The 21,606-nt window shown below is 73.6% G+C and carries 11 protein-coding genes and 2 pseudogenes; all 13 read right to left on the bottom strand.

Annotation, left to right across the window (positions count from 1 at the left end; all coding sequences use genetic code 11):
• Positions 1-28: 28 nt before the first annotated feature.
• A complete protein-coding gene (locus tag D7318_RS31205; protein ID WP_120700619.1) occupies positions 29-10,822 on the bottom strand; it encodes a non-ribosomal peptide synthetase/type I polyketide synthase in 10,794 nt (3,597 codons plus the stop codon).
• Positions 10,823-10,843: 21 nt separating this feature from the next.
• Complete coding sequence (locus tag D7318_RS31200; RefSeq protein ID WP_120700618.1) at positions 10,844-12,151, bottom strand: MFS transporter; 1,308 nt, start codon at positions 12,149-12,151, stop codon at positions 10,844-10,846.
• A gap of 190 nt (positions 12,152-12,341) precedes the next feature.
• Positions 12,342-13,331: an NAD(P)-dependent alcohol dehydrogenase gene (locus D7318_RS31195; protein WP_120700617.1), complete on the bottom strand. Its 990-nt coding sequence runs from the start codon at positions 13,329-13,331 to the stop codon at positions 12,342-12,344.
• A gap of 133 nt (positions 13,332-13,464) precedes the next feature.
• Complete coding sequence (locus D7318_RS31190; RefSeq protein ID WP_408055564.1) at positions 13,465-14,154, bottom strand: TetR/AcrR family transcriptional regulator; 690 nt, start codon at positions 14,152-14,154, stop codon at positions 13,465-13,467.
• Positions 14,155-14,283: 129 nt separating this feature from the next.
• Positions 14,284-15,861, bottom strand: a complete 1,578-nt coding sequence (locus D7318_RS31185; protein WP_120700615.1) for a hypothetical protein — start codon at positions 15,859-15,861, stop codon at positions 14,284-14,286.
• Positions 15,858-16,490 carry an ABC transporter ATP-binding protein gene (locus D7318_RS31180; RefSeq protein ID WP_120700614.1) on the bottom strand — a complete coding sequence of 211 codons (633 nt, stop codon included), beginning with the start codon at positions 16,488-16,490 and terminating at the stop codon, positions 15,858-15,860. Before D7318_RS31180 ends, D7318_RS31185 begins: the two co-directional genes overlap by 4 nt.
• On the bottom strand, positions 16,487-17,224 hold the full coding sequence (locus tag D7318_RS31175; RefSeq protein ID WP_120700613.1) for a class I SAM-dependent methyltransferase: 738 nt from the start codon (positions 17,222-17,224) through the stop codon (positions 16,487-16,489). Before D7318_RS31175 ends, D7318_RS31180 begins: the two co-directional genes overlap by 4 nt.
• Positions 17,217-17,789: a CypD family RiPP peptide-cysteine decarboxylase gene (locus tag D7318_RS31170; RefSeq protein ID WP_120700612.1), complete on the bottom strand. Its 573-nt coding sequence runs from the start codon at positions 17,787-17,789 to the stop codon at positions 17,217-17,219. Before D7318_RS31170 ends, D7318_RS31175 begins: the two co-directional genes overlap by 8 nt.
• A complete protein-coding gene (locus D7318_RS31165; RefSeq protein WP_120700611.1) occupies positions 17,786-18,352 on the bottom strand; it encodes a hypothetical protein in 567 nt (188 codons plus the stop codon). Before D7318_RS31165 ends, D7318_RS31170 begins: the two co-directional genes overlap by 4 nt.
• Entirely contained in the window at positions 18,342-19,970 is a 1,629-nt protein-coding gene (locus D7318_RS31160) for an alpha/beta fold hydrolase (protein ID WP_230424292.1), read from the bottom strand. Before D7318_RS31160 ends, D7318_RS31165 begins: the two co-directional genes overlap by 11 nt.
• A gap of 226 nt (positions 19,971-20,196) precedes the next feature.
• Positions 20,197-20,403 carry a cypemycin family RiPP gene (locus tag D7318_RS33185; protein WP_183091680.1) on the bottom strand — a complete coding sequence of 69 codons (207 nt, stop codon included), beginning with the start codon at positions 20,401-20,403 and terminating at the stop codon, positions 20,197-20,199.
• Positions 20,404-20,933: 530 nt separating this feature from the next.
• Positions 20,934-21,470: pseudogene (locus D7318_RS31150) on the bottom strand (transposase); the annotation flags it as partial.
• Between the two features lie 25 nt (positions 21,471-21,495).
• Positions 21,496-21,606, bottom strand: a pseudogene (locus D7318_RS31145) (IS5/IS1182 family transposase); the annotation flags it as partial.

Below are 21,606 nucleotides of genomic sequence, written 5' to 3'. Positions count from 1 at the left end.
CGCCCTCCACCGCCCATCCGAAAGGGGCTCAGGGGCGCCGACGGTCCGGCAGCGGGCCCGCCGGGTCCCGTACGGCACCCGCGAGCACGGCGAGGAACTCCTTCCCCCACGCCTCGATGGTCGACTCGTCGAACAGATCGGTGGAGTACTCGAAGGTCATGGTCATGCCCTCCTCATCGGGCGCCAGGACGACATACAGCTCCGTGCGCGCCACCCCCGCCGTGGGCAGGCCGCGCACCGTCGCCGACACCCCGTGCAGGTCGAGGACGGGGGGCGGCGTGGTGACCACGGTGAACAGCACATCCGGGAACGGGCCTTGCCCGGTGCCGGGCGCCACCAGGTCGGCCACCTCGGCGAGGGGGAGCTCCTGGTGGTCGAGCGCGGCGAAGAGCGAGGCGCCGACCTGGCGCACCAGGTCGGCGAAGGTGGCCGCCTCGCCGATCCGGGCGCGCAGCAGGACGGCCTCGCCCAACGGGCCGACGATCTCGGCCTTCTCGGGGCCCAGCCGGTTGGCGCTCGACGCGGCGAGCACGACGTCGGCGGACCGTCCGCGGCGCCCCGCGGCCCACAGGGCGAAGCCCGCCGCGAGAACGGCGTAGGGCGGAGCGCCGAGCCCATGGGCGGTCTCCTCGACCCGCCGCGCCAGGGAGCCGTCCACGTCCCAGGCGCGCAGGGCCCCCCGCCCTGACAGCGCGGTCGGCCTCGGCCGGTCGGTCGGCAGGTCGAGCCGGGGCGGGACGCCGTCGAGCTCGGCGCGCCAGAACCGCTCGAGGCCGCGCCGGTCGTCGAGCGCGTGCTCCGCGCGGGCATGGTCCGTGAACTGCGCGGGCGACGGCGGGAGTTGGGGGGTGGTGCCCAGGCGGCGGGCGTTGTGGAGCTCCTGGAGCTCGCTCCAGATGACGCCCATCGACCAGCCGTCGCACAGCGCGTGGTGCAGGACGGTCACCAGCGTCCAGCGGTCCGGGGCCAGCCGTGCGAGACCGAAGCGGAACAGCGGGGCGCGGTCCATCGCGAACGGGCGCGCCGCGTGCTCCCGGCACCAGGCGTCGAGCCGGTCCTCCGCCATGGCGTCGGCGGACAGGTCGGTGACCGGGAGGTCCACCGGCACCCGGCGGAGCACCTCGACGAGGAGCGCGCCGTCGCGGCGCACCGCGCGGGAGCGGAGCGCGTCGTGGCGGGCCACGAGGTCCGTGAGGGCCTGCCTGAGGTCGTCGGGCGAGAGCGGGCCGCGCACGTCGACGCGGTGGGCGACGTTGTACACCCCTGGGTCGGCCCGTTCGTGGTGGCGGCGCCACAGCCTGCGCAGGAACGACGTCATGGGCACGGTGGCGGCCACGTCGTCCGTGTCATCCGGGGCCGCGGGGCCCGGCTGTTCGAGCCGGGCCGCGAGCCCGCGGATCGTCGGCGCGCGGAAGAGGTCGGCCATGGGGACGGTCAGGCCGAGCTCCGCGGCCATCCGGTTCACCAGCCGGATCGCGCTCAGCGAGTGGCCGCCGAGCGCGAAGAACGAGCGGTCCACCGGCACCTGGCCGAGGCCGAGGATGTCGCACCACAGACCGTGCAGCGCCTTCTCCGTCGGCGTGACGGGGTCCGCGCCCTCCCGCCGCGCGCCCTCGTCCCCTGGGTCGGGCAGGCGGGTCCGGTCCAGCTTGCCTGAGGCGTTCAGCGGGAGGCGGTCCAGGCTCACCCAGCGGCGCGGGACCAGATGGTCGGGGAGCGCCGCGGCCAGCGCGTCACGCGGACCGGCGAGCCCGTCCCCGGGGACCGCGGGCACCACATAGGCGGCGAGCTCCCACTCGCCGTGCCGGTCGCGGCGGGGCAGCACGGCCGCGTCGCGGACGCCGGGCAGCGCGGTCAACGCCGCCCGCACCTCGGCGGGTTCGACGCGGTGGCCGCGGATCTTGACCTGGTCGTCGGTGCGGCCTCGGTACTGGAGCGTGCCGTCGGGGCGCCAGCGCGCCAGGTCGCCGGTGCGGTAACGCGCCGCCCCCGCGCCGTCGGCGAGGAACGCCGCCGCGGTCTCCTCGGGCCTGGCGTGGTAGCCGTATGCCACGGGGACGCCGCCCACGTGGATCTCCCCGAAGGCCCCCACGGGCACGTCGCGCCCCGCGCCGTCGAGCAGCTGGACGCGCGCCCCCGGGACCGGCCTGCCGATGGGCGGGTCGTCGCCGTCGTCGGGGTCCACGCGGTGCGAGGTGACGATGACGGAGGTCTCCGTCGGCCCGTACTGGTGGTACAGCGCGCACGCCGGGTGAGCGGCGAGGAACCGGCGGAAGGCGTCCGTGAGCCGCAGCGCCTCGCCCGCGGTGAACACCTCGCGCAGGGACGGCAGACGGGGGCCGGTCTCCATCAGGTACGTCAGCGGCGCGCACGGCATGAACACCCGCTCCACGCCGTGGTCGCGGACCGTGGCCGTGACGGCGTCCGGGTCGTGCCGCGCCTCGTCGGCGATGAGGACGAGGGCCGCCCCCGACGCCAGCGTGGTGAAGATCTCCTGCACGCTGACGTCGAAGGCCGTCGAGGTCCACTGGAGGGTGCGCAGGGCGGGGTACCGCCGCACATGGTCGCGCACGAGGTTGGCGGGGCCGCGGTGCGGCACCACGACGCCCTTGGGCCGACCGGTCGAGCCCGACGTGTAGACGCAGTACGCGGCGTCGTCGGGCCCCGCGCCGCCGTCGGGCCCTTCGGCGCCCGACGCCCCGTCGGCGGCCAGCATCCCGTCGGCGGCCAGCAGCACGGGCACCCGAGGGGCGAGGTCCTGGCGCCGGGTCAGGACGGCGTCGTCCGTCAGGAGCAGGACGGGGGCGCTGTCGTCGAGGAGCGCGGCGAGCCTGGGGGAGGGGAGCGAGGGATCGAGCGGGACGTAGGCCGCCCCGCTCCTGAGCACCGCAAGGAGGGCGGCGATCAGCTCGGGACCGCGCCGCAGCAGGACCGCCACGCGATCGCCGCGCCCCACGCCGCGGTCCCGCAGCCGCCCGGCGAGCCGACGGGCGCGGGCCGCCAACGCGCCGTAGCTGACGCGTTCCTGGCCCGACACCAGCGCGACGGCGTCGGGTGTGGCGCTGGCCTGCCGCTCGAACAGCCCGTGCAGGGTGTCCCGCGCCGCGGGCCATGGCTCGTCGAGGCGGCCGAGCCGCACGAGCGCGGCGCGGTCCGCGTCCGTGACCGCGGTCAGCTCGTGGAGCGGCGCACCGGGCGCGGCCAGGGCGCGCCGCAGCACGTGCTCCGTGTAGTCCACCAGTCGGCGCACCGTGCTCTCGTCGAAGAGGGCCGTGTCGTACTCGACCATGAAGCGGACGCCGTCGCGGTGGTGGGTGAGGTAGACGGTCAGGTCGAACGGCGCGCGGGCGCTCGGCACGTCGAGCAGCGTGGCGGTGAGGTGGGGCGGGTCGAAGTCGACCTCGCCTTCGTTCTCGTACTCCACCAGGACCTGGAAGAGGGGGTTGCGGCCGGGGTCGCGCGGGGGGTTGACCGCGGCCACCAGCGCGTCGAAGGGCACGCCGCGGTGGTCGTACGCGGCCGTGCTCGTCTCCCTGACGCGGCGCAGCAGCGCGGGGAAGTCCGGGTCGCCGCCCAGGTCGAGGCGGAGGGGCACGGTGTCGAGGTGGAGCCCGATCCGGTCATCCGCGCCCACCGGGCGTGCGGCGACGGCGGTGCCGACGACCAGGTCGTCCTGCCCGGAGAAACGCCCTAGCACGGCCGCGATGGCCGCCGTCAGCGCCATGAAGGGGGTGGCGCGGTGCGCGGCGGCGAACGCCCTGAGCGCGCCGACGAGCTCGCCGTCGAGCGCGTGGGTGAGACTGGCGCCCGCGCCCGTTCTGACCGGTGGGCGCGGCCGGTCGGTGGGGAGGTCGAGGTCGGGGGCGCCGCCGAGCGTGTGCCGCCAGAACTCCAGCGACGCGGCGGCCCCTTCGGCCTCATCGGCACCGTTCGCCCCGCCCTGGTCGGCGAGGGGCGGCAGCCCAGGGTCGCCGTCCGGCCCGGCGCGGTAGTGGGCGGCCAGGTCCCTGACCAGCACGGCGGTGGACGAGGAGTCGAACACGATGTGGTGGGCCAGCAGGAAGAGCAGGTGCCGCTCGTCGGACAGGCGCAGCAGGCGCGCGCGGACGAGGGGCCCGGTGCCGAGGTCGACCGTGCGGGCCCCCTCGCCCTCGAGGACCGCCCGCAGGGCCTCCTCCTCCGACGTCCCCGCGTGGTCGTCGACGGGGCAGTCGAGGTCGGCGTTCGCCAGGATCTCCTGGTACGGGACGCCGTCGTGCTGCCCGAAGACCGTGCGCAGCGCCTCGTGCCGGTCCACGACGCTCCGCAGCGCCTGGCGCAGCGCCGGAACGTCGAGCGGCCCTTCCAGGCGAACGGCCTTGGGCTCGTGGTACATCAGGGTCCCGGGGTGCAGCTGTTCGAGGAACCAGATGCGGCGTTGCGCGGGCGTCAACGGCCTCCGCCGGGGCGGCTCCTGCGCGCCGGGGGCGCCCGCGGTGCGCGCGCGGACCCGGTCGAGCAGCGGCAGCGCGGCCAGGACCTTCTCCTTGGGCACTCCGAAGTCCACGAAGCACGCGATCTCGTCCGCCCCCGCGGCCATGAGGCGGCGTATCGTCTCCTCGGCCTCCCGCCCGTCGCCGATCAGGGCGCGCGAGGCGCAGTAGCGGTCGTACGCGCGCTCCAGCAGGAACTCCACGTCCTCTTCGGGGGTGTTGTCGAGGTCCACCTCGACGCCCAGGCTGGTGGTCACCTGGTCGAACAGCGAGAGCGAGGACCGCAGATACGCCACGAAGGGCCGGTACGCCTCGGCCCGCGCCCGCTCCGCGTCCTCGTCGATGTAGGTGTGCACGAGCACCACGACCCGTCCGGCCGCCGGGTCGAGCCCGTGCTCGGCGCGCGTGCGCCGGTACAGCGCGACGTTCGCGGCCAGCTGCTCGACGGTCTGTGCCATCAGGTTGGTGACGACCCCCAGGTCCTCGGCGGCGGCCCGCCGGTAGCTCTCGGGGTTGCCGACCACCGCCACGGACATCGGCGGCCGCTCCTGGACGGGGCGGGGGTGCAGCCTGACCTCGACGGGGCGGCCGTCGCCCGCGGTGGTCGCCAGGGGCTGCCCCGACCAGAGCCGCCGCACGGTCCTCAGGTGCTCGTACAGCACCTCGCGGTGGCGGCCGAAGTGCTGCGGGGCGAGCGAGAAGTCGGTCGCGTGCCAGCCGCTGGCGAAGCACAGGCCGACCCTGCCGCCCGAGATGTTGTCGACGACCGACCACTCCTCGGCGACCCGGACGGGGTGGTGCAGCGGCAGCACCACGGAACCGGCGTGCAGCCGGATCCTGCGGGTCCGCGCCGCGAGCGCGGCGGCGAGGACGGAGGGGTTGGGGAAGAGCGCGCCGAACGAGTCGAAGTGCCGCTCGGGGAACCACAGGGCGTGGAAGCCGCTCCGGTCGGCGAACTCCGCCGCCGCCATGATCAGCCCGTACTTGTCGTGGGCGGCGTCGTCGGGGTAGTCGCCGAAGAAGTAGAGGCTGACGTCGCACCCGGCGGCGGGCGGGCGTTCCGGTGTGAGGGCGGGGGAGGGCGCGGGGGCCGGGAGGGCGGGTGCGGATGTCGCGGGCGGTTGCGTTTGTGGCTGTGGCTGTGGCTGTGGCTGTGGCTGTGGCTGTGGTGCCGGTGCGGGGGAGCCGAGCGCGTCGAGCTGCCGGGAGATCACCTCGCTCACCCGGTCGGCGAGCGTCTCGACGAGCCTGAGCTGCTGCCCGAACAGGGCGTGCAGCTCGGGCGTCCCGCCGTCCGCGGGGGGCCGCGGCGCCTCCACCGGCGCCGTCTCCCGCTCGGCGGGCAACGGCGCGGCGGGCGAGGGCGCCGGGGCGTCGTCGCCGCGCGCTTGGACGAGGAGGTCGGCCAGCCTGCGCGGGGTGTCGGCGCTGTCGAACAGCGCGCGGACCGGGACGCGGACGCCGTGCCGCGTGGCCAGCTCGGCCGTCATGCTCATCAGCGACAGCGAGTCCGCGCCCAGCTCGAAGACCGACGTGTCCGCCGTCACCTCGGCCACCGGCGCTCCCAGCGTGGCCGCCGCCAACTCCCTGATGTCCTCGACCAGTACGTCGTCCGCGGCGGGTGGCTCGGCGGCGGGCGGCTCGGGCGCGGGCGGCGGCGTGGCCGCCACCGGCACCGGGCGCAGCGGATGCCCTGGCAGCGGTATCCGCCGTCCGCCGCCGACGAGCGCGGGCCAGTCGAGCTCGGCGCCCCGGGTCCACAGGGACCCGAGGGCCCCGAGGAATCCACGGACCTGCTCGTCCGCGTCGCCCCCGCCCTGGCCGCCCCGCCACCGGCTGCCCGGGGCGCAGTGTCGGCCGAGGCCGATCAGGGTGTCCCCGGCCTCCATCGCCACGAAGTCGGCGCATCCCCGCTCGGTGCCCGTGGCCACGGCCAGGTCGAAGCGGACGGGGAGCCGCGCCTGACGGCAGAGGTACTCCGCGCCGATGACGCTGCCCACGGGGTGCGCCTCGCCGTCGGCGGCCGTCACCACGGTGACGCCGAGCGGGCGGTAGGTCACGCGCTCGGCATGCGCGCGGAAGGCGTCGAGCGCCTCGTCGACCGCGGCCGAGTGGAACGCCCGGTCGACCGGCAGCGCCTTCCACCGCACGTTCTCCCGGTCCAGCAGGCGCGCGGCCTCGTCCAGTGCCTCGGGCGGACCCGATATCACCTGGGAGCGCGGGCCGTTGACCGCCGCCACCTCGGCGCCCGAGCTCCTGGCGACGCGCCGCGCGGTGTCCGCGTCGGCGCGCAGGGCGAGCATGCCACCGGGGGGCCCGGCCTCCATCAGGCGCCCGCGCCAGGCGGTGAGGCGCAGCCCGTCATCCAGGCTCAGGGCCCCGGCCGCGTACAGCGCCGCGTACTCGCCGACGCTGTGGCCGAACAGCAGGTCCGGGCGCACGCCCGCGGCGCGCCATGCGTCGGCGAGCGCCGCCTGATGCGCGAACAGGGCCGCCTGGGCCGTCCCCGTGGGCCACACCTCGCGCGCGCCCGGGTCAGCGCCCGGGTCAGCGCCGGGTGGAGGGCCGGGGGGAGCGTCGAGCAGGAGCGGCAGCAGGGCCTCGCCGAACGCGTCGGCGTGGATCTCGGCGCACCGGTCGAGCGTCCGACGGGCGGCCTGGCTCGCGGCGTACAGGCCGCTCGCCATGCCGCGCCGCGCGCTGCCCTGCCCTGGGAAGACGAACGCCAGCGGGCCGAGCGGGGGTTCGGGGGCGCGCCTCGGCTCGTCGAGCGCCAGGGCGAGCTCATCCGCGGTGCGCCCGACCGCCGTGGCGCGCGCCGCCCGGTGCGGCCTGCCGAGGGCCAGGGTGGTGGCCACGTCGTCCGCCCGGGTCCCGGCGCTTCGCCGCAGCCGGTCGCGGAGCAGGGCGCCCAGCTCGTCAAGGGCCCGGGGGTCGCACGCCGACACCGGCACCAGGACGGGCAGCTCGGGCATCGCCCTCGGCGGCGCCGCGGGCGCCTCCTCGAGCACCACATGGGCGTTGGTGCCGCCGACGCCGAGGGCGCTGACCCCGGCCCTGCGCGGCACCCCGTCCGGCACCGACCAGGGCCGCAGCTCCATGGCGAGGGTCAAAGGGCCGCCGTCGAGGCGTAGTTCGGGGTTGGGGCGGGTCAGGTGCGGGGTCGGCACCAGGGTGCGGTGCCGCAGCATGAGGATCGTCTTGATCAGCCCGGCCATCCCGGCGCAGCTGTCGAGGTGCCCGATGTTCGGCTTGACCGAGCCGACGGCGCAGAACCCCGTGCGCCGGGTGCCCTCGCCCAGCGCCCGGCCGAGCGCCTCCAGCTCCACCGGGTCGCCGAGCGCGGTCCCCGTGCCGTGCGCCTCCACGTAGGAGACGGTCTCCGCCGGGACGTTCGCCCTGCGCAGGGCGCGGCGCACGACGTCGACCTGCCCGGCGATCCCTGGCGCGCTGAAGCCCGCCTTGTCCGAGCCGTCGTTGTTGACCGCGGAGCCGAGGATCACCGCGTGCACGGTGTCCCCGTCGGCCAGCGCCCGGTCGAGCCGCTTGAGCAGGACGGCGGCCACCCCGTTGCCGCCGACCGTGCCGTCCGCCTCGGCGTCGAACGCCCGGCAGCGCCCGGTGGGGGACAGGATCGACCCGGGCTGGCTGCGGTAGCCGGTCCGCTGGGGGTGGTGCACGGCAGCGGCGCCCGCGAGCGCGAGGTCGGCCTCGCCGCTCAGCACGGCCTGCGCGGCGAGGTGCACGGCGACGAGCGACGTGGAGCACGCCGTCTGCACGCCGATGGCCGGTCCGTTGAGCCCGAGGCGGTAGGCGACGCGGGTGGCGAGGAAGTCGGGCTGCCGCGCGATGGCCCACCGCATGCCGGTCGCGGGGTCGGCCGCGTCGCCGGGCCCGTGCGCCGCGCTCGGCCGCTGGTGGTCGTACAGGTTCATGCCGGAGCCCGCGAACACGCCCACCGTGGCGGCGGATCCGCCGCCCGCGTACCCGCCGTGCTCGAGCGCGCCGTGGCAGCACTCGAGGAACAACCGGTGCGCGGGGTGGGTGAGCTCGGTCTCGCGGCCGTTCATGCCGAAGAACGCCCCGTCGAACGCGTCGACGCCGTCGATCACGCCGCCCACGGGCACGAGGTCGGGGGCGCGCCGCTGCTCGGGGGTCAGGCCCGCCGCGGCCAACTCCTCGTCGCCGAAGGTCTGGACGCTGCTCACCCCGTCGCGCAGGTTGGCCCAGAAGCGCTCGGCCGAGTCGGCGCCGGGGAAGCGGAACGAGAACCCGACGATCGCGACGCGTCGATCGGCGGCGTCGTCGGGCGCGGCGCCCTCAAGGGCGCGCGCGGCCCGCTCCGCGCCGCCGCCCGACGGGTGCCCGCCCGATAGGTGCGTGGCGAGCGCGTCGGCCGTCGGGTGCTCGAACGGCGCCGTCGGGGCGATCGGCACGCCGAGCCGCTCCTCGAGCCGGGCGCGCAGCCGCACGAGCGAGGCGGAGGTGAGGCCGAGCTCGTAGAACGGCTGGTCGGCCTCCGCGTGGCGCCCCAGCACGGCGGTCAGCTCCTCGCGCACCACGCGCGCCGTCGCGTCGCGGTCGGGGCGCGCGGGCGCGGACTCTTCCGGCGACCGGTCCGGCGACCGGTCGGCGAGCCGCTCGATCAGCCGGTCCCGCAGCGCGCCGCGGCGCACCTTCCCCGCGGGCGTTCGCGGGAAGTCGCCCGGCGCGACGGGAACGACATGGGCGGCGGTGAGCCTCAGCCGCCCGAACAGCGCGGCCCGAACGTCGCGGCCGATGCGCGCGTCCTCGGCCGCGCCCCGGCTGACGAAGAACACGGCCAGCTCCTCCGTGCCCCGCTCCTGGCTCGGGATGCCGCAGGCCGCCACCTCGCCCTGCCTGACCCCGTCGACGGCGGTGGCGGCCTCCTCGACCTCGTGGCAGTAGACGTTGTGCCCGTTGAGGATGATGACGTCCTTGCGCCGCCCGGTGATGACCACCTGGCCCCCGTCCAGGAACGCCAGGTCGCCGGTGTCGAGCCAGTCCCGCCCCGCGGGGAACGCCTCCGCGTCCGCCGCGGGATCGTGGACATAGCCCGGGGTCAGGCGCGCCGGTGAGTGGACCTGGAGCCGCCCGACGCGGCCCGGCGGCGCGAGGTCACCGCGGTCGTCGACGACGCGCAGGGTCACGCCGTGCGCGGGTGATCCCGACGCGACGAAGGTGACGCACTCCTCGTCCGGCGTCTCCTCACCGGCCCTCACCAGCTCGCCGCCCAGGCTGCTCTTGAGCAGGCGGTGCACGGTGCCGGGGCGGTCGAGCCTGCCGTAGGTGCACGCGGTCACCGTCTCCGCCATGCCCCACACCGGCGCGATGTGCTCTTCGCGGACCCCGAACGGGGCCGTGGCGTCGAGGAAACGGCGCAGCACCGGCAGCACCACCCGCTCCCCTCCGCACACCAGGGACTTCAGGTGGCCGAGGTCCCAGCGCCGCCCGTGCGGCGCGTCCCCGCGCCCGGCGAGCGCCTCGGCGACCAGCTCGTAGGCGAACGTCGGGGCCCAGCCGTGCTGGGCGCGGTGCTCGTGGAGGAGGTCGAGCCAGCGCAGGGGGTCGGCCAGGACGCGCTCGGTGGGCGCGTGGACGTTGGTGCAGCCGACGAAGACGGCGAGGACGTGGTAGAGCAGGAACGCGCCGCTGTGGTCGACGGGGAGCCAGTTCGCCATGGTGTCCTCGGGGCGCACCCCGAGGATCCGTCTGCTGCTCGCCGCGAAGTCCGCGAGTCCCGCGTGCGTCAGCCGGGCGGCCTTGGGGCCCCCGGTGCTGCCGGACGAGAGCATCAGCAGCGCGGTGTCCGACCCGTCCGGCTCGACGTGGTCATCGGCGGGCGGCGCGTCCCGGCAGTCGCTCGCGATCGCGACGAGCAAGGCGGGCGCCACCTCGGCGAGGACGGCGGCTCCGGCCGCGTCACCGACGACCAGCGGGCTTCCGAGCAACCGGTGGGCGTGCAGGAGGCGTTCGAGGGCCGGGGAGCCGGGTGCGGGGGGCTCCGCTATGGCCACGGGTCTCGCGCCGCCGAGCACGCACGCCCAGAAGACGGGGAAGAAGTCCGCCAGGGGCAGGCCGCACAGCACGACCGTGTCCCCGGCCCGCACGCCGTGCGCGCGGAGCCCGGTGAGCGAGCGCCGCGCGGCGTCGAGGAGCTGGGCGTACGACCGCGACTCCGCCGTGCCGTCGGGGGCGATGGTGACGACGGCCGCGCCAGGGGCGGACCCGGCCGCCCGCAGCAACGCCGCCACCGCGTCGCCCGGATCGTCCTCGGCGCGCTCCGGCTCGGGCCCCCGGCAGAGCGCTTCTCCTCGGACGCGTTCCATACGAGTCAACTCCTAGTGTTGCTACGGTGCTTCGGCAGGCGGCCCTGAACGCCGCGCACGATCCACACCACGCCCGCCTCCGGTGGTGGCCACCACCAGTGCGAGCGCTCCGCACACGGCCATGCCGTGGAAGATGGCCACGACGGTCAGCGCCGACAGTTGCTCCAACGCGGCAGCGGCGGCGACCGTGCCCAGCGCGAACCCCGACTGTTCCACGGTGGCGGAGAGCCCGAACAACCGGTCGCGCCGCCGCGCGGGTTCGGCCTGGAGGCGCGAGACGTAGACGGTCTCCGTCCAGCCGTCCGCGAACCCCGCCGACAGGGCGGCAAGCACGAGCGCGGCCGCGGGCAGGTCGAGGAAGGCCGCGATGAACGAGAGCGCCATGGCGCAGGTCCCGAGGGCGAACGCCCGTTCCCCCCACGCCTTTTCGCCCGATCGCCGCCTGAGCACGAGCTGGGCGAGCACGGTGCCGATCGCCCACGCGGCCCAGAACCGCGCCATGAACAGGGCGGGTTCGCCCACCGCTGAGCCATGGGCGACCACGGGCAGGGCGACGTTGTGCGAGGAGGACGCCAGGGCGTCCACCCCCCGCAGCGCGACCAGCCCGACCAGGAGCGCGGGCAGCCCCGCGAGGATCCGCCGACGGGACGGCCGCCGCGCCGACGGCCCGTCACCCCCGCGCTCCTCCGCCGCCTCAGGGCCGCCGTCCTCCGCGCCGCGCGTGCCGTCACCGCCGGGGAACCACCCCCACAGCACCACGGCGGACACGGCGAAGCTCGCGGCGTTGACGGCGAACGCGAGCCCGTACCCGCCCAGCGCGATCACGGGCGCCGCCGAGGCGAACCCGAGCACCGTCGCCAGCGAACGCGCCGTGACCAGCAGGCCGTTCGCCCGGGTGCGCGCCTCCTGGCCGACCATGACCGGGACCGCGCTGCGCAGGCCCACGGTGAACAGGGTGTTCCCGGCGCCGAGCGCCACCGCCGCGGCGCCGAGCAGCCACAGCGGCGAGCGCGAGCCGCCGATCGCGAGGGCGACCATGAACGCGCCCTGCGCGACGTCAGCGCCGATCATGACGGCCCGTCGGCTCACCCTGGCGAGCACCGCCCCCGCGGCCAGGCCCGCGGCGAACCCGCAGAGCAGCCGCAGCGCCATCACCGCGCCCACGCCGAACGCCGTGCCGGTGACCTCGAAGGAGAACAGGCTGAGCGCGATCAGGTTGAGATAGGTGCCATAGGCGGAGACCCCGTAGGCGGCGGCGAGTCCACGGAATCGCGCGTCCAGCCTGGTGTCGGGCCGCCGGGGTCGCGTCGGTGAGGAACGTAAGCTCATGGGGCCGACGCCACGTCCCTCGCCCGGTCTTCCACGAACATCTCTCCCCTCCCGCCCCCGCGCTGCCCCCGACGCGCCGGAGCCTCATCGGCGACGGAGAGGCGCAGACTAACAGCAGCACACGGCGCGCGATGAGGGCGCCCACCGCGAACGCCCCGCGCCCTCGGGGGCATTGCGCTCAGGGCACCGCTCAGGGCACCGTGATCACCGCCTTGCCGCGGGCATGGCCCGACTCCACGTGGCGCAGGCCCTCGGCCGTGTCGGCCAGGGGGTAGGTCCGGTCGACCACCGGGGTGACCGTGCCCGCGTCGATGAGGGCGGCGACGGCGCGCAGGTCATCGAGGGTGGGACCGGCGGGGACCGCCGGGTGGATCGGCCGGAGCCGTTGCCGGACGAACGCGTTGACCGCGAGCACCCGCGGCATCGAGGCGATCGCCCCGAGCACGTGTCCCGGCGAGCCGCCGCCGTTGGCCACCAGGGTCCCCGAGGGGGTGAGCACCCGGCGCAGTCGGCGGAGCGGGCGGTTGCCGACGTTGTCCAGGATCACGTCATGGCGCACGCGCCCGTCCGTGAAGTCCTCCGTGGCGTGGTCGACGACGTGCGCGGCGCCCAGCGAGCGCACCAGGTCGGCGTTGCGGGCGCCGCACACCCCGGTGACCTCGGCGCCCAGGGCGGCGGCGATCTGCACGGCGAACGTGCCGACGCCCCCCGCGGCCCCGTTGATCAGCACCCGCTGCCCCGCCCGCACCCGGCCCGCGGTCGTGATGCCGCGCAGGGCGGTCACGGCCGCCATCGGCACGGCCGCCGCCTGCTCGAACGTCAGCCGCGCGGGCTTGGGCACCAGCAGGTCCGCGGTGGTGCGCGCGTACTCGGCGAACGAGCCGCGGCAGAAGCCGAGCACCTCGTCGCCCGGCTCGATGCCGCGCACGTCGGCGCCGACCGCCTCGACCCGTCCCGCCGCGTCGATCCCGGCCACCCTGGACAGCGGCCGGGTCAGCCCCATGCCGCCCAACAGCCGTGCCGCGTAGGGGTCGCCGCGCATCATGTGCCAGTCGTAGGGGTTGAGCGCCGCGGCGCGCACCCGCACCAGCACCTGGTCGGGCCCCACCTCGGGGCGCTCGGTGTCCGTCAGCCGCAGGATGTCCGGCGGGCCGAACCGCTCCTGAACGATTGCCTTCATTCGGAAAATCCCCATCCCCTGGGCGAGCCTCGACGGTGTACGGCGTACACCGCTGAGAAAACGGTAGGTGTACGCCGTACACCCGTCAAGGGGTAGGGAGAAGTGACGTGGAAACAGGGGGCGTTCGGGAGGGTCAGGCCGTGCCGCGGAGCCGTTCGAGGCCGTCGAGCGTCAGGTCGAGGGCGAACTCGAACTCGAACTGGTCGTCGCAGCCCGAGCCCACGACGGACCCCTCGTCATGGGCGACCGCCATGGCCAGCTCGGTGATGTGGGGGTAGCGCGCGGCCATCTCCTCGGGCGGCGGCGCGTCAGGATCCGGCTCGCCCCCCGGGCTGTCCTGGAACAACTCCTGGGAGAAGCCGAGCAGTCGGCTCCCCATGACGTGCATCGCGTGATGGACCAGGTCCAGCGAGAAGCCACCGGCCCTGAAGATGCCGATCATCGAGTCCAGATACGCCATGACCGCGGGCGTGGGGGTGGCGCGCGCCTTGGTCCGCGCCTCGATGACCTCGGACGCCCACGGGTGGCGCAGCAGCATGCGGCGGGCCGACAGCACCCGCAGGCGCACGGCGGTCTGCCAGCCGGTGTCGCGGGCCGGTGGGTCGATCTCGCCGACGAGGACGTCGATCATGCCGTCGAGCAGCTCGTTCTTGTTGGCCACGTGCTTGTACAGCGCCATCGGGACGACGCCGAGCGCCTGCGCGATCCTGCGCATGCTGAGCGCCTCGACCCCGCCCTCGTCGGCCAGGGCGACGGCGGTGCTCAGCACCCGCCCCCTGCTCAACGGGGCACGCGGCTGCGCGGCGTCGGCCTGCGTGGTGATCGCCACCACCTCCTCTCCAACGGGCGGCGAACGGGCCGCGAACGAGCGCCGTACGGGCCCCGACGACCGTACAGCGCCCCCGCCCGCCACCAGGACAGGGCCCGTACCGGGCCCACTCTGCACGGGGGTTCAACGGCTGGAACCGCGGGTGGCGCGCCCGTTCTCCCCCCTGCCGAGCCGGGAGAGCAGCCCCCGGTGCGCCCATCCCGTCCTGCGCAGCCCCATCCACACGCAGCAGGCGGCCACGCCGATCCCCAGCGCGGCCGCGCCGAGCGCGGACGGCACGGCGTTCATCGTGGCGACGCCGATCACCACGGCGACGACCCCGTCGAACTGCCACGCCACGATGCGCAGCCCGGACAGGTCGCCGAGCGGCGTGACGATCGGGAGAAGCAGCTCGAGCGGCAGATGGAGCTTCATCTCCCGCAGAAACCTCGCGCCAAGGGCCAGCACCACCGACCCCGCGACCAGCGGGGCCGCGTCCGCCACGGGCGCGCCGCGCCACGGCCACGGGGCCAGGAGCGCCAGGCCGCCTCCCAGGCACGCTCCGGCCGTCACGGCGACGACGGGCCACGTCAGCGTGCGGGCGAGCGTCCCGCCCCACCGCTCACCGAACAGCGGGGGCAGCGTCAGCTCGTCGCGCAGGCCGCGCCATGTCTCGCTCACCCACCCGGATCCCAGATACACGCCGACCGCTCCGGCCATCCACGCGAACAGCGCCGGACCGCCCTCGGGCCCGGCAGCCCCGAGCGCCAGCACGGCGCCGCCGATCAGCAGGGACGCCACGGCCGCGATCGCGCGCCCCAGCGTGCGCAGCGCCCGCGTCGCCCCCTGGGCGAGATATCCGCGCAAGAGCCCGCCCGAACGGATCAGGGCCGAGGTGAGCCCGCGCGGCTCGGGCCGGTACAGGTCGAGCGCGTGGTGCAGCGTCCCCGTCCACGCGTATGCCCGCGCCTGGGAGGCGCGCGCCGACTCGCGCGCCAGCCGGGCCAGATCGACCGTCCGGATCGACCTGAGGGCCGCACGCCCGAGGGCCGCGGCCCCCGCCGCGAGCACGAGGGCGAGGAGCCACAGGCCGCCCCCGCCGCCGGGGGCCAGGCGGCTCGGCGCCGCCACGACGAGCGCCATGGCGCCCGCGCCCGAGGCGAGCGCGAGATTGTCGGGCACCGCCCTGACCTGGCCCCACAGCCAGGCCACCGCGGCGAAGGCGCCGAGCCCCACAGCGGCCGCGAGACCCGGCAGCGCGGTGCCGAGGCGGTCGAACAGGTCGGTCGTGAGATACGCGGCCGCGCACGCCGTCACCAGCGTGGCCGCGCCCGCGTACACCAGGCGGCGCCGGGCGATCGCGCCGAGGTAGGACGCGGGGGACAGGTCCGTGGACATGAACACATACAGCAGGAACGGCTGGATCACCAGCGGCCCCCAGAACCGGCCAGCGAGTTGGGCGCCCCAGCACGCCGCCGCCGCGAGCGCGCAGGCCACGGGAGTCGCGTCGGCGGACGACCCCACGGAGACGAGCGCGGGCGATGTGCTCGCCGCGTAGAAGACGGGCACCAGATAGATGAGGCCGAACAACGCGACGAGATAGGCGGCGTACGCGCGGCCCCGCACCGTGGCACGGTCCCCGCGGCGCGCGTACCGGTGCCGCACGGCGTGGACGCGCGCCCCGGCGTCGGCGTCGGGCGCCGCGACACTGTGCGTCGTCATCCCAGCTCCACACGCCCTTCGCACGCTTCCACCAGGGCGGGCTCGTGGGTGGCGACCAGGAACGCCGTGCCCTTCCTCGCCCGCTCGGCGAGCAGCGTGGCCACCAGGCCGACGCGGTGGCTGTCGAGGTGCCGCTCGGGCTCGTCGAGCAGAACGGCGTCGGCGGGGCGGACCAGGGTCAGCGCGAGGCTGAAGAGCTGCAACTGCCCCGACGAGACCTGGTGGGGAAACCGCTCGCCCAGCGCGGGGAGCCCGAGCCGCTCGATGACCCGCTCGGCGCGTTCGGCGGCCTCGGGGGCGTTGCCGTACCACGAGGCGGCGACCAGGGTCACCTGCTCGCGCAGCGTCATGTCGCGTGCGACGGGGATCGGTTCGACGAGCGAGGCGACCAGGCGCCGGTGCCGCGGCTTGGCCATGTCGACGGGCTCGCCCCTCACCGAGCACGAACCGGCCGTCAGGCTCCGGCTGCCGAGAAAGGCCCGCAGGAGCGTGGTCTTGCCCGAGCCATTGCTGCCCGTGACGCACCAGAACTCGCCCGGCAGCACCGCGAACGTCGTGGGCGCGAGCAGCGTGGTGTCGTCCAGCGTGACCGTCGCACCGTCCGCCGCGAGCACAGGGAAATTGGTCACTTTCGCTCCAGAACCACAAGCATCTCTCGTGAGCGCGCGTCGTAGTCCTCACCCGCGTACGACCCGTTGACGCCCGTCACCTCAAGACCGGCCATCCGCGCCATCAGCCGGATCTCCGGCAGCGTTGCCCAGGTGGCCATCTCGTGGAACGCGGTGAGTGTGGACGCGCTCTGCACCAAGAAGATACTCATGATCGCCTGGGAGGCGCGATCGGCGGTCTGAGTGATGGTCACCATCCGGTCTCGGCCCAGCGGATAGGTCACCGACGTCGCGTCCCCACCCGCGCGAAGGAACTCGGCCGGGTCGGTGCAGTCGAGGAACGCCGCGCCCTCGGGCTTCAGATGGCGCTCGATGACACGCAGGAGAGCGATTTTCTCGTCGTGGCTCTGGGCAAGAAAGAAGGTGTTTCGAGACAGCGTGATGATGTCGAACGTCGAATTGAGCTGGATATCGCGGAAGTCGGCCTCGACCACGTCGATCTTGCGATCCCGGCACCTGCTCTCGAGCAGGTCCAACGACGGCCTTGACGCATCGACCGCCACCACCTGTGCACCGGCGTCGGCGAGTGCGAACGACGACACACCCGTTCCGGCGCCCAGATCGAGGACGACCTGTCCAGCCAGGGGCCGGTGCGCGGACACCCAGGCCACGAGACCGGCCCCCGGGGAAAGCATCGACGACACCAGGTCATAGGCATCGATCGCCTCCGGGGCATACACACTCGGGTCACTCATGGGGACGACCTTTCCTCACCATGTCGTTGGCCACGCCTATGGCGCCCGGCAGATTGAATCCCACCTCTGCCGTCGAGCGGCCATGGGCGCGCACGCCGGTCACCCGAGGCGCGAATCCGATATTGGAACGCGTCTCGAGAACGCGCAGATTACTTTCCACGATCTCGTTGGATCCTGGCAGCGTATCGGCGATCACGATGGGGCGGTTCGTCACCTGAAGCATCAACAGGGCGGGCGAATCCGCACGGCCCTGTGCCAGGCGCATCAGGGTGTCCAGGGTCGCAGGAAAGAGAATGAAACACTCGGATTCGCCGCTCTGCCCGCTGTTGACCTCTGGCGGCAGCTCCGAATCGTCCCAGGAGTCGGTCCACACCTGGCCGTTGGCCAGATGGCGCAGCGATCGCACCGCAAGGAATCGCGTGGCCGACCGGGTGACCGAGACATTCACGACGACATCGGGGTTCAATTCCCGCAGCCAGTGAACCCACCACGGAACGAGCGCGGCGCCGATGGATCCCGTGACATGCAGGTGCAGCTGGGCACCCTCGAACGGCTCCACGTTCATCGGGCCGCTTCCTCGGCGTCGGCCGGAGAGCCGAGAGCGATCCACTCGGAGGTGAGGATCGGCTTCATCCGCTGCTCGGGCGGCGCACTGGGAAAGACGTTCATGAGAAGAAACTGTAGGGCCTCGGAATCATCCGCCGCCGCGGCCCGGCTCGCGGCGAACACCAGCTGATACGGCGAGCTCTGGGTGACCCACGCGAAGTCGGCCTGGTTCGCGCTCATGACGGAGAGCTGCTGCATGGCGTCGAACAGCGCTTTCGGCCCCCGGCTTCCCGGATTCCACAGAACCTGTCGCCACCCGTGCTCCACCTCGGGAGTCACATCGCGCCACGGCGTTGGCTCCGCGCTGCCCGCCATGGCCTCGCGTACCAGCAAGTGGACATTCTGCACCCCGGGGTTCGGGGCGAAGAACCGCCAACCCGGCAGGGGCCAGCCGCCGGTGAATTTCCTCAGGTCCTGATTGTAGGAGTCGGGTGTGTTCTGCAATACGGTCGCGACCAGGTGCGCCGCGAGCGCCCCGATGGCGAACGCGCCCGCCGCGCCGCGGACACGGTCACCCCTCATGGAGAAACCTTCTGATGGCACCTTCGACCTTCTCCGCGTGATTCCTGTATCCGATGATCGATCGGTGCGCCGACCCTTCGACCACCTCGAAATCGGCTCCCAGCTTCTCGGCGAACACCGACTGCTGCTTGGCGTTCTCGCCCGACGCGATCACGAGGACGGACTTGACCGCGGCCAGGTCGGCCAGGACGCCTTCGGTGTGCACGCCGCGGTATTCACGGATCGAGTTGATGACGTTCCTCGGCGAGAACACGAACTGCACATGGCTGTACTGGGTATCGGGTGTGTAGCCCGCCTGGCGCTCCACCGCGTTGGGCGCCCACTCGTGGATCCCGGTCACCGCGGCGAAGAGCGTGTGCACCTGCGCCTGGACGAACGCCCCGAACCGCCTGCGGTCGGAACGGTCGGCCTTCAGCAGATCCGGGTCGGTGCCGTCGACCACGACGAGTGCGCGCACGCGGTGGGCGAAGCGGGGATCGCGGACGTAGGAGGCCGCGCTCAGAGAGCCGATGGAGTGGGTCACGACCACGATCTCCCCATCGGCCCGGACCTCGTCGAGGATGGCGCCGATGAGGTCACCGCTGGACGCGCGCGACTTCGTGAGGCCATATCCGGACCGGTGGTAACGAATGACCGTGTAGTCCCGGGCCAGCCCCTCCGCGACCCACTCCCACGAATCGAGTGACTGACCCAGGCCGCATTCCAGAACGATCACGGGCCCGGAGCGATCAGGGCCTTCCTGAGGGCGGTTCACGACATACTCGACGACGCCGATGTCGCCGCGGAGCCGCGAGACGCCCTTGGGACCGAGCCTCCGCTGCTCCGCGATCTTCCGCTTCTCGCGGGCGATCAGCGCGCTCGCAAGCGTCACGCCACCGGCGATTCCGATGACGGACTTCTCGAAGCTCCGCCGTTCGCCCCTGGTGTCCAGCACATAGCCGACCGCTCCATGGGAACCGACGAATCCCCAAACGAATCGCGGCAATTCCATGGTCGCCGCCACGCCCGCGTGGAACAGCTTGACCGCGGAGAGCGCATGGGACGCCTGCCTGCGCGGCAGCGTGTAGACGAGCGGAAAGGCTGCCTCCCACGCGACCGTCCCGATGGTCAACGCCCTACAGAGCCTCGGATGCCTCCGCAGGAGCTCCGCGGCCGGGCCCCGGCCATAAGCCTCCGTCCTGAGGACCTCGGGCAGCGCGTCGCCCTGCACCCAACTGCTGCCGAAAGCCTTGGATATTCCCGAGACGGCATAGCTGAGCCCCGCCTGGAAGTTGACGGCGCGCAGGAAGATGTCGTCGGACACCCGCTCGTCTGCTATCAGCGCCGTGATCGTCCGGTACTGCGTGATGACCGCCGTCATCTGGTCGGCGCCGTCCCGGCCGTACGGCGTGCGTATCTCGCTCAGCCGGTTGCACGCGCCGATGACCGCCGCCGCCGCGATCTGCACTCTGCGGTTGCCGCGCGCCAATACCAGCCCCGTCGACGCCGCGAGCGTGGCCCCGGCGAGCACCTTGGGGGTGCGCGGATGGTCGAGCACGCGACCGAGCCGGTGCCGCAGGCTGCCCGGCGGAAACTGCTGGGCCGAAACGCCCCTGAGGTAGCCGTCGTCGTCGAACACTCTCTTGAGACTCAGGGTCTCCGCCGACGCAAGGATCTGTCCGATCGCGATCGGCAGAAACACCCGATCAGCCGCCTTTTGAGCGGCGGTTGCGCGCGAAGCGCCTCGTCTCCACCGTTGCACACTCACCAAGCTCTTTGTCTCCCCGTCTCGGACCCACACCGGAAGCGCGTGCCGGAGAAGCCGCGGTGGTCCTGGCTTCTCCGGCACGCGGATCAGCCCCTCGTCAGCACACCAGGCAGATGGTGCTGCCCTGGATCACGAACTGGGCGGCGGTCGGCGTGGCCGGGGTGGCCATCGCGGGAATCTCGGAGTCCGAGTGAAACCCCGGGGCCGCATCGCGGAGGACGCCGTTGGCGAATTCCTGCGTCGCGATCGACTCCGGTCGTATTCCAGTGTCCTTTTCCTGAGCTGCAATCGAGTTCAGTCGCATTTTGCTACCCTTCCTCGTTTCTTTGCTGAGCGAAAGGGTCTCGACGGACCTGAAGTTGCCCATCCCCCGCCGCTCGCTCTGAATTGAACGTGCAATGCAACGCCGGCAACTCAACATTGCGGAAATACAGCGTAACCAGCCGATCGAGACCCGTCAACGCCGCACCCGCCCCCGCGCCCCGGGGCATCCCACGGCACGAAGTCACCCCGTTCACATGGGGGTTGACCCTGGTGACTCCCGCGAGGGCCGGAGCGCTGGGAGAGCGTACGAACCGGGGCAGACGGCACCTCGGCGCGATTTCGTCGTCTGGCCTGAAGGATTCGCTGAATGGCGGGAATGTGGGAGCCAGGAGCGCTAGCCTTGATCATTCATGAGGGTCTGTCAGCTTGCTGTCGGGCCCTTTGTGGTGGGTGTTGGTGTGGATTTTCGGAGTCCGGGCAGGGCTGTGGCCCGGCTGTCGCGTCGGGTGGGCGCCGGGTTCCACGGCTCCGGCCGGGGTGGTGCTGTTCGCAGGGACGGGAAGGCGCTGGTCAGCCTGGGTTGGGGAGGGCGTGGAGCCGTTGCAGGGCGTCGGTGATCACGTCGGTCCAGGGCCAGTGCGCCGCGAGGCGGAGGTAGTGGCGGCGGCCGGTGGTGACGAGCTGGGCGGCGGTGGAGAAGAGCCGAAGCCGCAGGCGGCGGGGTTGCCAGAGCCGGGCTTTGCCGGTCAGGGCGAGCAGGGGCATCCAGGCGAGCAGGTCGAGGGCGATCTGGACGATCTCCAGCCAGATCTGGTTCTGCGCGGTGTCGTGGAGGGGGAGGTTGCGCAGGCCGGTGGCGCGGGCGGCGCGGATGCGGTCCTCGGCGCGGGCCCGCTGGCGGTGTCGTAGTTCGAGTGGGGCGATCGCCTTGTCGGCGGTATTGGTGGCGAAGCAGGTCAGGCGCAGGCCGTCGGTGTCGGTGAAGCGCAGTTGGGCGCCGGGGTGCGGGCGTTCCTTGCGCACGATCAGCCGCATCCCTTTCGGCCAGCCCTTGAGGCAGTCTCCGGCGAGTTCGGCGACCCAGGCGCCGTCGCGGATGTCGCCGTCGGGTTTCACTGAGCGTTTTTCAACCTCAGTTTGAGCAGGTCAGGTGCAGGGTGAGGACGGCCTGAACGAGGTTGGTGATGCGGGTGGTGGAGCATCGCAGCCTGCGCAGGAGTCGCCAGGACTTGAGGGTTGCGAC

The sequence above is a fragment of the Streptomyces radicis genome (assembly GCF_003626575.1).
Taxonomy (GTDB): domain Bacteria; phylum Actinomycetota; class Actinomycetes; order Streptomycetales; family Streptomycetaceae; genus Streptomyces; species Streptomyces radicis.
The sequence above is the reverse complement of the archived record's forward strand: the minus strand, read 5'-3'. Positions and strand labels throughout refer to the sequence as shown.